Annotated in this window: 10 protein-coding genes; 1 reads left to right on the plus strand and 9 read right to left on the minus strand. The window is 50.7% G+C overall.

Annotation, left to right across the window (positions count from 1 at the left end):
* Positions 1-19: 19 nt before the first annotated feature.
* The 3 genes from GNP95_RS03520 to GNP95_RS03530 all read right to left on the minus strand — a co-directional run bounded on the left by GNP95_RS03520 (position 20) and on the right by GNP95_RS03530 (position 3,218).
* Positions 20-1,030 (minus strand): MBL fold metallo-hydrolase, encoded by a 1,011-nt coding sequence (locus GNP95_RS03520; protein WP_155609481.1) that lies wholly within the window; start codon positions 1,028-1,030, stop codon positions 20-22.
* Positions 1,027-1,770, minus strand: coding sequence for a class I SAM-dependent methyltransferase (locus GNP95_RS03525; RefSeq protein WP_155609482.1), 744 nt, complete (start codon positions 1,768-1,770; stop codon positions 1,027-1,029). Before GNP95_RS03525 ends, GNP95_RS03520 begins: the two co-directional genes overlap by 4 nt.
* 191 nt (positions 1,771-1,961) lie before the next feature.
* Complete coding sequence (locus GNP95_RS03530) at positions 1,962-3,218, minus strand: peptidylprolyl isomerase (protein WP_155609483.1); 1,257 nt, start codon at positions 3,216-3,218, stop codon at positions 1,962-1,964.
* Between the two features lie 259 nt (positions 3,219-3,477).
* Here GNP95_RS03530 and GNP95_RS03535 point away from each other — a divergent pair, with 259 nt between their 5' ends.
* Positions 3,478-4,842: a dipeptidase gene (locus GNP95_RS03535; RefSeq protein ID WP_155609484.1), complete on the plus strand. Its 1,365-nt coding sequence runs from the start codon at positions 3,478-3,480 to the stop codon at positions 4,840-4,842.
* 152 nt (positions 4,843-4,994) lie between these two features.
* Here the strand turns inward: GNP95_RS03535 and GNP95_RS03540 are convergent, their stop codons facing one another.
* The 6 genes from GNP95_RS03540 to GNP95_RS03565 are packed head-to-tail and all read right to left on the minus strand — an operon-like array spanning position 4,995 to position 11,576.
* Positions 4,995-5,942: a nucleoside hydrolase gene (locus GNP95_RS03540; RefSeq protein ID WP_155609485.1), complete on the minus strand. Its 948-nt coding sequence runs from the start codon at positions 5,940-5,942 to the stop codon at positions 4,995-4,997.
* The gene (rbsK, locus tag GNP95_RS03545) at positions 5,939-6,874 is read right to left on the minus strand and encodes a ribokinase (RefSeq protein ID WP_330163254.1); all 936 of its coding nucleotides are present in this window, start codon (positions 6,872-6,874) and stop codon (positions 5,939-5,941) included. The genes GNP95_RS03540 and rbsK overlap by 4 nt, the downstream gene beginning before the upstream one ends.
* Before the next feature lie 19 nt (positions 6,875-6,893).
* Positions 6,894-8,381: a bifunctional metallophosphatase/5'-nucleotidase gene (locus GNP95_RS03550; RefSeq protein ID WP_155609487.1), complete on the minus strand. Its 1,488-nt coding sequence runs from the start codon at positions 8,379-8,381 to the stop codon at positions 6,894-6,896.
* 44 nt (positions 8,382-8,425) lie between these two features.
* The gene (locus GNP95_RS03555; RefSeq protein WP_155609488.1) at positions 8,426-9,262 is read right to left on the minus strand and encodes a carbohydrate ABC transporter permease; all 837 of its coding nucleotides are present in this window, start codon (positions 9,260-9,262) and stop codon (positions 8,426-8,428) included.
* 2 nt (positions 9,263-9,264) lie between these two features.
* The gene (locus GNP95_RS03560) at positions 9,265-10,161 is read right to left on the minus strand and encodes a carbohydrate ABC transporter permease (protein ID WP_155609489.1); all 897 of its coding nucleotides are present in this window, start codon (positions 10,159-10,161) and stop codon (positions 9,265-9,267) included.
* Between the two features lie 59 nt (positions 10,162-10,220).
* Positions 10,221-11,576, minus strand: coding sequence for an ABC transporter substrate-binding protein (locus tag GNP95_RS03565; RefSeq protein ID WP_155609490.1), 1,356 nt, complete (start codon positions 11,574-11,576; stop codon positions 10,221-10,223).
* Between the last annotated feature and the right edge of the window lie 8 nt (positions 11,577-11,584).

Here is an 11,584-nt window from a genome sequence, read left to right on the forward strand (position 1 = left end):
TTTTAATAATCATATGCCTCTAACGGGCTCTATAAGATTCCTGCAAACCCCTGAATTGAAGCTCCCCATTCCCGCCCGTCTCTTCCAAGGCCGTGCGGCCTTGGCGGACCAGCTCAAGCAAATGAGCCAGAGTCTCCGAGATCGCGAACCGCATTTGATGGATGCCCAGCTTAGTTCCAAATACGGCGCTGCACACCTCGAAGCCTGTCATTGGCTTTTCCACCAGCAGCTGTTCCATTCGCTCCAACCGCTGCTCATGATGTTCGATTAACAAACGAATCCGCTCATTGAAATAATCAAACGGACTGCGGTGTCCTGGAAAAGCCATACTGACTTCGTAAGCACCCAGCCGCTTCAAGCTATCCATAAAGGATTTCAGCGGATTTGGCTCGCTGCCGGGCACTAAGCTGATGTTAGGAGATATTTGCGGCAGTACGGCATCGCCGCAGATCATGATTTTGCTGCTCCGATCATAATACGACATATGACCGGGAGCATGCCCCCCGGTAACGATAGGCTCCCAGTTTCGCCCTCCCATAGCGATTGGGGTGCTTTCCGTTACAAAAGTAACTTCGGGGAAAGGCGTCACTTGAGCCATGAAGCTGTGCAAATGCGACGGCAGCTGGCTCAACCACTCTTCAGGCATGCCATGCTGCCGAAACAGGGCGGGCAGCGCCTCATTGACCCTACTGTTCGCTCCCCACATTCGCTCGGCTTCTTCATATGAGCGTTCGGACATGTAGACCGGAGCTTGGGTCAATTGCTGCAAATACCCGGCCAGTCCAAAATGATCGGGGTGATGATGGGTGAGGACAATCGATGTAATATCGGCTGGTTGAAGCCCAAGCTCCCTTAAGACTTCTTTCCACTCCTGCTCCGTCGCATCCGTTCGCGGCCCTGGATCTACAATAGTGACTCCCTCTGGACCGTGAAGCAGATAACTGTTCACCTGTCGCAGCGGCGGCGCCATGGAAATCGGAATTTGAATCACACCAGCTTCAGCCCACTCCTGAAATCGCCCGGTCGTCATAGGGATCTACCGACCATAATCATGCGGGGGGATGTTTCCGGCTCATAGGGGATATCGCCGTAGCCCCCATAAACATGCTCCAATTGCAGACCGCTGCTTTTTAACATTTCGGTAAAATCCTCTCGATTATACAGTTTGATCCGTTCCAAATAATGTCTCGGTTCATCCGTCGTCCCCGAGTCCATATTCCGGACCGTTATATTTTTCTTCACATATCCGTTCTGGATGCTGCGCTCTTCTGTAATGTGCTGTCCTTCATCCACCCGCTCGGAGCGAGGCACCAGATGCTCCACCGTATATGCCGGATTTAGGAAATCAATAATAAATTGTCCGCCTGGCTTCAATACTCTGCGAATTTCCTGTAATACCTTGATATGCTCTGTATCCTCCTCAAAGTAGCCAAAGGAAGAGAACAGGTTGACAACCGCGTCAAAACCGCTCTCAAGCGGCAATTGGCGCATATCCCCCTTTAGCCAGGTAACGCGGCCATTAGGATCATTCTTCCGCGCCTCCCGCAGCAGCACGTCCGATAAATCTACTCCCGTAACCTCGTAACCCGCTTCAACCAACGCCATGGAGTGCCGTCCCATGCCGCAGCAAAGATCGAGCACCTTTGCCCCTACAGGCAAATCCAGCCAAGAAATCATCGTATGTACTTCGCGTTTCGCTCCTTGCACGTCGCGATGTTTGTAGACAAGTAAATAATCTTCACCGAAGCTGCGTTCATACCACTCCGCCATCAGAACTACTCCTCTCCTATCAAAAAAAACATCTATTCATAAGGTTATACATAAACCCTGCAACTTGCAATCGAAATTGACATCTCCAGCTAGGCTCCCTGGCCATCAGGCCGAAAATACAGCAAAATAGCCAGCATCCCTGTTTAGGAGACGCCGGCTATTCTTGAGTCGAATTCTTCTTTGCTCAAAAATTAGCTTGCGGAATTATCGCTTTTCGCTGTATCCGCATCCGTCAGTTTATTAGTGATCTTCGCTTGGCTCTCTAGTTCACTGTACCAATCCCCGAACAGTTCCTGAACTTGCTGCGCTACCAAGCCCTTGCGAATCTCTTCTTTATTTTCTTCAAGCGTACCCTCTTTGGCTTCCTTGCGGTCGGTCAATTTAATGACTTTGTATCCCTCGTCGGTCTTAACGGCGCCGCTGACTTCATCCTGCTTCAGCTTAAATGCGGCCTCCTCGACGGCAGGCTCCACTTGTCCCCGTTCAAAGAATCCTGTATCCCCGCCCGAATCCTTAGTGAAGGTATCCAGCGACTTGTCCTTGGCAAGCTCGGCAAAATCCTTGCCGTCCTTCAACTGCTGAATGACCTCGTTAGCCTCATCTTCGGTCTCTACCAATATAATAGAAGCCCGAACCTGCTCAGGAGTGTTGAAGGACTCTTTATACGTTTCGAAGGTTTGCTTCACTTCGTCTTCTGTCACGTTCGTTTTATCCTCAAGCAGCTTGGTAATCATGACATTCATTTCGGAGTCCTGCTTCAAATCGTCCATCGTCATGCCATACTGCTGAAGCATTTGCTCCAGCATTTCAAGGCTGCCGAAGGATTTTATATAGTTATCGATTTCCGCGTTGATATCCTCTTCCGTCACTACGATATTCTTTTTCTTAGCCTCCTGCGTAATCAGAGTCTTCATAACTATAGCATTCAGCGCTTGCTTGGCTTGCTCTCCGCCGCCAGCCTTCACAAGTTCATTATACAGTTCATCCTGCGTAATTTTAGTACCGTTAACCGTAGCCACAACATCCTTCTTGTTATTCAGCAGTGGAAATACCAATGCAATTACTAGCCCAGCGGCTAGAATCAGTGAAATGATCGGCCACGCTTTGGACGAACTGGAAGATGGTGAAGGCGTAAATCCAGCTCCTGTATTGGCTTGTCCATCAAAATAATAATCCGGCTTGGCGGCAGCCTGTGCTGGCTCAATCGCCTCGATCGCTTGAACAGCTTCCGGTTCCGTGAAGTCTACGTCAGCTTCTGCTTCCGTACTACCTTCAGCAGCCGCTTCAGCCTCCTTGCTGTCATCTGCATTTGCGCCTTCTTCGGCTCCAGTCCCTGTTTCCGATCCAGTTACTGCCTCATCAGCTGTTCCCGGTTCAGCGGACTGGCTTCCTTGCTCTTGTTCTACCCCCTCTACTGATTCCAGTTCCTTCTTATCTTTATCATCCATGTACGCAATAACTCCCTTCAATCTACTGACAACCCAAGCTCTCAGTATTGAGCTCTCTTTAAAAAGAGTACCAGAATTAGTGATATCGTACATTAAAGAAAAATAAAATTAACGAGATTATTGTAAAATCTGTCAAATTCACATGACAAATGATCCGCACGGTTAGAATAACTGTACCTGTCTCTTTGTATTCGTGTTAGCGGGCAAAACGTAGTAAACTAAAGGGGTCACAAAAAAGTCCGGGAGGATATGATCAACGATGAGCTATGAATCCTATTTTCAACAACACAGGGAACAGCATTTAGACGAACTTAAGCAATTGCTAACGATACCAAGCATTTCCGCCCTATCCGAGCATAAGCCGGATATTGCCAGGGCAGCAGAGTGGATTTCCAGTTCACTATCCAGCGCAGGACTAGAGAATGTGGAAATCATCCCAACCAAGGGACACCCGATTATTTACGCAGACCATCTGCATGCTCCAGGGAAACCAACCGTGCTCGTATATGGGCACTATGACGTTCAACCGGTAGATCCGCTGCACTTATGGGAGACCCCTCCGTTCGAGCCAACAATCCGGGACGGTAAGCTGTATGCCCGCGGAGCAACGGACGATAAAGGCCAGCTGTTTCTGCACATCAAAGCCGTGGAGGCTATATTAAAGGAAGAGAAGCAGCTTCCGGTCAACATTAAGTTTTGCATTGAAGGCGAAGAGGAAATCGCCAGCCCTAACCTTCCGCCGTACTTGGATGAGCATAAGGAGAAGCTAGCGGCCGATGTCGTCCTTATCTCCGATACGGCTCTGCTGGAGCCGGGCAAACCAGCAATCTGCATTGGGCTTCGCGGCCTTTGCTCCCTGGAAGTTACGGTGCACACCGCAAATACGGATCTGCACTCGGGAACCTTCGGAGGCGGCGTACCCAATGCGCTGCATGCGATCGTTTCTTTGCTGGCCTCGCTCCATGACGACAAGGGAAGAGTAGCCGTGGAGGGCTTCTATCAAGGAGTACCGGAGCTGACTCCTGCCATGCGCGAGGAATTCGCTAAGCAGCAATTCAACGAGACCAAATTAAAAGCCGATCTGGGCCTGGACACGCTCTATGGCGAAGAAGGCTATAGCTTCGTGGAACGGACCGGTGCCCGTCCAACGCTGGAATTGAATGGAGTATACGGCGGGTTCCAGGGCGAAGGCTCCAAAACCGTCATCCCAAAGGAAGCTCACGCCAAAATTACGTGCCGCTTAGTCGGCGATCAGGATCCTCAGGATATTCTGGATAAAATCGAGGCGCACCTCAAGCAGCACGTACAGCCTGGCGCCAAGTTGAACATCGTTCAAGTCGAGAAAGCCCGGGCGTTCACTATCAATCCTGCGAATCCGATGCTGCAGAAAGCCGCGGACGCATACGAACGCGTATATGGCACCCGAGCTCTGTTTACGCACGACGGCGGCTCCATCCCGATTGTCGAAACATTATCGCGCGTACTGAATGCCCCGGCCGTCATGATGGGCTTCGGGCTTCCCGATGAGAACCTCCATGCTCCCAACGAGCACTTCAATCTGGAGAATTTCGATAAAGGGCTGCTAACGATCGTAGACTATCTGAAATCGCTCCAGCACAGGTGACAATCAACCTTTCCAGCCCCCTCCGCATGGAGGGGGCTGGATGGTTTTATTGCTATAATAAGTTCAACTAAAAAGTTCAACTTATTATAAATGGATTTATAGCAGTTAATTTCTGCAATAAGGAAGGAATATTGGATTTGCGTAAAATCCATCTAATCCTCTGAACCATTCGCTTCCCTAATCGTTTTCACAAATAAATCCCAGAACACCCGTTGATCCAGCTTGAGCGGGACATTGGCGTTCGCCGGCTTCTGCGTGACGCCCAGCATGTCGATGACAGACATCCCATAGGTCAATTCACCGTTCGTCTCAATATCTACACGCAGCCGTTTTGCCTCAAACATCGACGGATCGATGCAGTAAGCGATGCAGCAAGGGTCATGAACCGTGGCTCCGGCTAGGCCCAGCTTTAAATTATGCTGCTCATAATCCTCAATTAAATCCAGGATGAACCGGGACATGCGATTGTTCACCGCGGCGAATTGTTCTTTGACCTCTGCGGTCGCCATCGCCTGATTTGTCAAATCCAGGCCGATCATCGTAATCGGGGCCCCGCAGCCGAACACTACTTTTGCAGCTTCCGCATCAGCAAAGAAGTTGAACTCCGCCGCTGGTGTAATATTGCCCATCGTCCCGCCGCCCATAATGACGATCTCCTGCACTTTTGCGGCGATTTCCGGCTGCTTGCGCAAAGCGAGCGCCACGTTGGTCAACGGCCCGATCGCTACAAGTGTAATATCCCCCTCCGATTCCATCAGCGTACGGACGATAAAATCAACCCCATGCTCGGGCATGACTTCTTTCTGGGGAGGCGGCAATTGAATCCCCCCGAGGCCGGAGTCGCCATGTACATAATCGGCAAATACCGATTTTCGAACAAGCGGCTGCTGCGCGCCCTGAGCCACGGGAACATGCCCGATTCCCATAAGCTCGCATAGACAGAGGGCGTTCCTAGTTGTCTTCTCTACCGAGACGTTGCCAGCCACCGTCGTGATTCCCAGCAGATCGATATAGGGGTTGTAAGCGGCCAATATGATCGCCATGGCATCGTCAATGCCCGGGTCGCAGTCCAATATTATTTTTCGCGGTGCTGCCGTCATTCGATCACTTCCTTCTCTTTGTGCATAAATTTCATGACTTCCTCATACGTGGGCATTCCCGTTTGTGCACCCAGCTTCGTCACTGAGAGGGCCGAGGCAGCCACGGCAAAAGATACGGCCTCCCCCAGCCCAGCTCCCGATCCTAACGCGTAGGCCAAGCCTCCATTAAAAGTATCGCCAGCTCCGGTTGTATCCACAGCGGAGACACGGTAAGCAGATTTCTTTTCCATTGTGCCTGCTCCAGTCATATAGGCAGCTCCCTCCGAGCCCAGAGTAACGACGGCCTGCCCCGGGCCCATCCGAACCAGCTGCTCTGCAGCCGATTTCCAAGCGGCTCCCGAAACTTCAAGTCCTGTCAGCAGCCCGAGCTCCGAACGATTGGGCGTAATATAATCGGTGTTCTCCAGCAGCTTCTCCGGCAGACTTTGCGCCGGGGCTGGATTGAGAATGACGGCCTTGCCATACTTATGAGCCAGCTCCGCCGCCGCAGCGGCCGATTCCACCGGAATTTCCAATTGCAAAAGGACAACGTCCGCTTGCGCGAACAATTCCTCATGAATATATACATCCTCCGGCGTACAGCTTGCATTTGCACCAGGAACGACAACAATCTGGTTGTCTCCCTGAACAAGCAGAATCGATGCTATTCCAGACGATTCCCCTGCAGCGATTCTAACTGCAGCAGCATTCACGCCGTTCTGCTCCAATGACTGTCGAAGCTCCAGGCCAAAGGCGTCATCTCCTACAGCGCCAAGCATGAAGACGTTTGCACCTAGCCGGGCGGCGGCTACTGCCTGATTCGCTCCTTTGCCGCCGGGAATGAAATGGACCTCTTGGCCCAGCAGCGTCTCCCCCATTTCCGGAGCACGCTCCGCCTTTACGACAATATCCATGTTTAAACTTCCAACTACTACAATATTGGGCTGTCTCACTGTTTTGTCTCCTTATCAACTATTGCAGAATAATTCTTCCTTCCACCTTCGGAGCGATCGTTTGAAGTTTTTTGATATAGTCTACGACGATTTCGCGCTCCACCACAGAGGTACTGCGGACATTCGCTCCCCTGAGGAAGCCGGTAAAACCATCACCGCCCGAGCGAATAAACGCATTGACCGCAATCGTATACGTCTCTTCCTTCTCCACCTGTCTGCCGTTCACGATCGCCGAAGCGACCCGGTCTCCAATTTCCCGCTTCGTATCGATGACGAGCGTAAGCCCGGACTGCTGCAGCACTCCAGATACCATTCCCGCGCTCTGCTCCAGCAGATATAGAAGATCCGCACCGCTCATCTCCATTAAATAAATTTCCGAATTGAACGGAACAACATTCATAATGTCTCCATAAGTCACAATGCCCTGCTCAATGTCCGCTCTCAGACCGCCGCCAACCTGGAAGGCGACATCCGCATTCGTATAATCACGAACTGCATCGGTAATAAGATTCCCTAAAGTCGATTCTTCAAAATAATTCCGCGTAAATGCCGCCGTTGCTTGTCCGATCGGCTGGTCGATCAACACCTTCAGCTTCTCGTCCCAGTACTCGAGTCGGCTGGCCAAAATCGGATCTGCTTCGATTTTATCTGAATAAATCGGCACTAAATGCCCTTTATGCCGGACCACCTTCTTCGCCTCAGCATCGACCGTAAGATGAAGATATCCTACAACTGTGCCTAACCCGCGAGTGGATACGAGCAGCGTGCCTGTACTTTTGGCAACATAAGGCTCGGCAATCGATTTATGACAGTGACCGGCAATTAATACATCAATGCCCGTCACATTATTAACAATATATACGTCTTCCTCAAAATCACGCTCTACGTCCACCTCGCGATCTTCCGTACCTTGTTCGGCCGGAACGCCCTGATGGGCTAGTACAACGATCAGGTCGACATGCGGCCTCAGCAAATTGACAGCCTCCTGAAGTATGGATTCCTGGCTTCGGAATTCGAGTTCAGTAACCCGGTCCAGCTGAATCGTCTCAAGTCCCGCTTTTTTGCCGTGAATGCCGATGACTCCGATGCGGACATCACCCGTATCAATGATTTCATAGGGTTTGGCAAATAAAATATTCGTATTCTTATAGAAGATATTTGCCGACAGGAACGGAAACTGCGCCTTGCTAAGCAGCTCCCGCGCCCGCTGCCATCCATGATCAAATTCGTGATTGCCTACGGCAACAGCATCATAACCAATATAATTGTAGAGATCGATTGGAGCCTCGCCTTCAGTTAGTGTACTGATTGGCGGACCCGTCAGAATATCCCCGGCATCCAGCACGACCACATTCTCCTCTTCGGATCGTACATTTCTGATATAACTGGCCAAATGGGCGGCTCCTCCCATGAGCGGGCTGCCGTTTACCCAAGTCGCTCTTACGGGTTGATCCTGGGCATGAAAATCATTCGTATATAGGATTGTCACTTGCTTCAATGTAGTCATTTTCTCTCTCCCCTTATCAATTCTTGTCGCTTAGGATTTATCTGTTATTTGCCGGAGCCTGCCGACATTCCCTCAATGAATTGCCGCTGGAAAATCATATAAACGATAATGCTCGGGATCATGCTGATGACGGTGCCTGCAAATATAAGCGCAAAGTTGGTTGCATTCTCGCCCGTGAACGAATACAAGCCAATCGACATCGTAAAATTATCATTGGAAATCAACAGCACGAGCGGTGTTAGAAAGTCGTTCCAAATATTCATAAACGTAAACACAAGCAGCGCGACAAGCCCCGGCTTCGCCAGCGGAAGCATGACCTGGAAATATGTTCTCCACTCGCTGGCCCCGTCAATTTGCGCGGATTCCCGCAGCTCCGCCGGTACGTCCTTAAACGTATTGCGCATGAGGAAGATGGAGAACGGCAGCGCCTCAGCGGCAGATACCAGCACAACTCCGCTCAGCGTATCGATGATGCCCATCGCCTTGAGCTGGAAGAACACCGGAATGATAATCGCTTGAACTGGCAGCTGCATGCCGATCAGGAACAAATAAAACAGCAGGTTACGGCCCTTAAATGCGAATTGGGCAAAGGCATATCCTGCCGGACAAGCCACGAGCGCCACGAGAACCATGCCTGAAACCGTAATATAGGCACTGTTGAAAAAATACCTTTTGAAATTCCCCAGATTCCAGGCCTCGTAGAAATTGTTCAGCCTCCAGGAGGATGGCAAGGCAAACGGGTAGTTCGCGATTTCAAAGTTCGTTTTGAAGCTGCCCAGAATCGCCCAGAAAATCGGGGCTACAATAACGATGAGCAGCAGGGATAGAACTACGTATAAAATAACCTGCGGATATTTTCGCGTGCTATGGCTGCTGTGCATGGTCACTCCCTCTTTTCCCGGTAATAATTGAATAACACCGTACACCCCATGACAATGATGCCCAGTACAAGGCTGCCGGCCGTCCCGTAGCCTACCTTATTCATACTGAAAGCTGCTTTATAGACATAAGTAGGGACAATTTCACTCATATAGAATGGCCCGCCCTGTGTCATAATCCAAACCAGTGCAAACCCTTTGAAGGAATAAATGATTACCATGCTGATAACAATATTCAGCGTATTGCGAAGGCTAGGCACCGTAATGCTCCAGAATTTGCGGAGCGGCCCCGCTCCGTCGATATCGGCTGCTTCGTAAATCGAATAATCGATATTTTGCAGGCCAGCCAAGTACAGGATCATGTACAGCCCGTAAAATGCCCAGGTGCTAACTACGACAAGCGCCGGGAGCACGGTAAGCGGTTCTCCAAGCCAGTTGCGCGCCAGGCCGCCCAAGCCGATATCACGCAGGAACTCGTTCAGCAGCCCTGCGTTCGGATCGTAAATCTTCGTCCACAATACCCCGATGACGGCAAGCGAGAGCACTGACGGCAAATAAAAAGCCGCCCGAAAAAACATTCTTCCCTTCCGTACCTTGCTGATCAAAAGCGACAACGCCAGCGTCGGAATGACGACTAACAGCAGACTAAGCACGAGCCAAATGACGTTATGTATTAGCCCTTTGATGAAAATCGCGTCCTTGGCCAAATTAGCGTAATTGTCCAGTCCGATAAATTCCATTTGCGGCGACGAGCCGTCCCAATGGAAGAAGCTCAATTGTATCGCTTGCCCTACCGGCCAAAGCAGGAACATCCCATACAATATAAAGGCGGGAAGTATAAATGATGCGATGACGAGCCAGCGTCTCAGCATGCGGGTCTTTCCCATCGAAGCCGTTTCCATTTTAATCCCCCTCTATATCACCGGCCAGGACTCAGGACGAGTCCTGGCCGGGTTGAATTTTACTTTTTGGTGATTTTGTAGCCTGCCGCTGTATCCTTCTCTTTGCCTTCCTGGATTTTTTTTGCGGCTTCCAGCGGCGATGTTAGACCGCCCACGACTCCCTGCAGATTCTGGAAATAAGCTTCTTTCGTTTCTGGCCCGATGAATACCGCCGGATTGTAACCGGAATCCTGTTCCACAGCCTTCATTGCTTGCTCTAGAAGCTGGCCAGCCGGCTGGGTGGACTCGGCGCTTTTCGATACTAGAATGTAGTTGTAGTTCGTATCCGCAAGAACGACTTTGCTGAAATCGGACAGAACATAGTTCAGCCAAGTGATGGCCAAATCAGCGTTCTCCGCTTTGGACGGAATGACCCATGTTGTGCCCAGACCGCTGGCTGGCGCCGCCGTTTTCCCTTCGATGAAGGACGGAATAGTAAATGCGCCCAGATTGTTCTCCACCTTGTTCTCTACCGCATTGACGATAATTTGCGAGCTGTAGAAGCCAATCGCGGTTTTCTTGTTCAGGAAAGCAAATTTGGCGTCGGCCGCCGTCTGGGAGATGGACTCTTTGGCGATGTAGCCTTTTTTCACCCATAGCTCCAATGTCTCAACCGCCGCAACTACTTCAGGATCATCCCATCGGCCATCACCATACAGCAGGCTCTCCATTTTCTCGCGTCCCGCGGCTGCCTCAAGAAGCGTCGAGAACATCCAGCTGATCGGGAACCTGTCGCGCGCGCCCACGCTGATTGGCGTAATGCCTGCCTCCTTCAATTTGTCGAACGCTTGGATCAATTCCTCCTGTGTCGTTGGTACTTGAATGCCATATTGCTCGAACATGTCCTTGTGATAGTACGCCTGCAGCGCATCCATCGAATGAGGCAGCTCGTAAATATGCTCCGAGCCCGAAACGAGATTATAGGCGAATGGCTTGATTTTGTCCTGCCAGCCGTTTTCTTGGTAAGCCTCATCCAGCGGTTTGATCAAGTTCGCATCCGCCAATATTTTGACACGGCCTGCGCCGGCATTGATAAGCATGGCATCCGGCGGTGTAACTCCAGATTGAAGAATCGTAGTCAGCTTTCCGTTCTCTACCTGCATGTCGCCGGTCGTCAGCTCGACTTTGACGCCTGGATTGGCATTTTCAAAGTTTTTGACGACGTTGGACCAAATATTTTTCTCCAGATCGTTGAAATAGTTCGGAATCATTAGTCTTAGCGTTCTATCTCCCCCAGCCTGCTGGCTGGCATTCCCATTCGCCTTGGCACCGCTTTCATCTTGTTTGGAAGAAGAGCCTGCTGGCGATTGGCAGCCTGACAATACAAGCGCGAAAACCATAAGCAAACTGGCGAATAGCTGTAATCTTCTCTTCATGTTGTTCT

It is taken from the genome of Paenibacillus woosongensis, assembly GCF_009725165.1.
GTDB classification, from domain to species: Bacteria; Bacillota; Bacilli; order Paenibacillales; family Paenibacillaceae; genus Fontibacillus; species Fontibacillus woosongensis.

Bases quoted from the DNA above. Each gene is read 5' to 3' on its own strand.
- GNP95_RS03520 (WP_155609481.1), bottom strand. From the start codon at position 1,030: ATGACGACCGGGCGATTTCAGGAGTGGGCTGAAGCTGGTGTGATTCAA.
- GNP95_RS03525 (WP_155609482.1), bottom strand. From the start codon at position 1,770: ATGGCGGAGTGGTATGAACGCAGCTTCGGTGAAGATTATTTACTTGTC.
- GNP95_RS03530 (WP_155609483.1), bottom strand. From the start codon at position 3,218: ATGGATGATAAAGATAAGAAGGAACTGGAATCAGTAGAGGGGGTAGAA.
- GNP95_RS03535 (WP_155609484.1), top strand. From the start codon at position 3,478: ATGAGCTATGAATCCTATTTTCAACAACACAGGGAACAGCATTTAGAC.
- GNP95_RS03540 (WP_155609485.1), bottom strand. From the start codon at position 5,942: ATGACGGCAGCACCGCGAAAAATAATATTGGACTGCGACCCGGGCATT.
- GNP95_RS03550 (WP_155609487.1), bottom strand. From the start codon at position 8,381: ATGACTACATTGAAGCAAGTGACAATCCTATATACGAATGATTTTCAT.
- GNP95_RS03555 (WP_155609488.1), bottom strand. From the start codon at position 9,262: ATGCACAGCAGCCATAGCACGCGAAAATATCCGCAGGTTATTTTATAC.
- GNP95_RS03560 (WP_155609489.1), bottom strand. From the start codon at position 10,161: ATGGAAACGGCTTCGATGGGAAAGACCCGCATGCTGAGACGCTGGCTC.
- GNP95_RS03565 (WP_155609490.1), bottom strand. From the start codon at position 11,576: ATGAAGAGAAGATTACAGCTATTCGCCAGTTTGCTTATGGTTTTCGCG.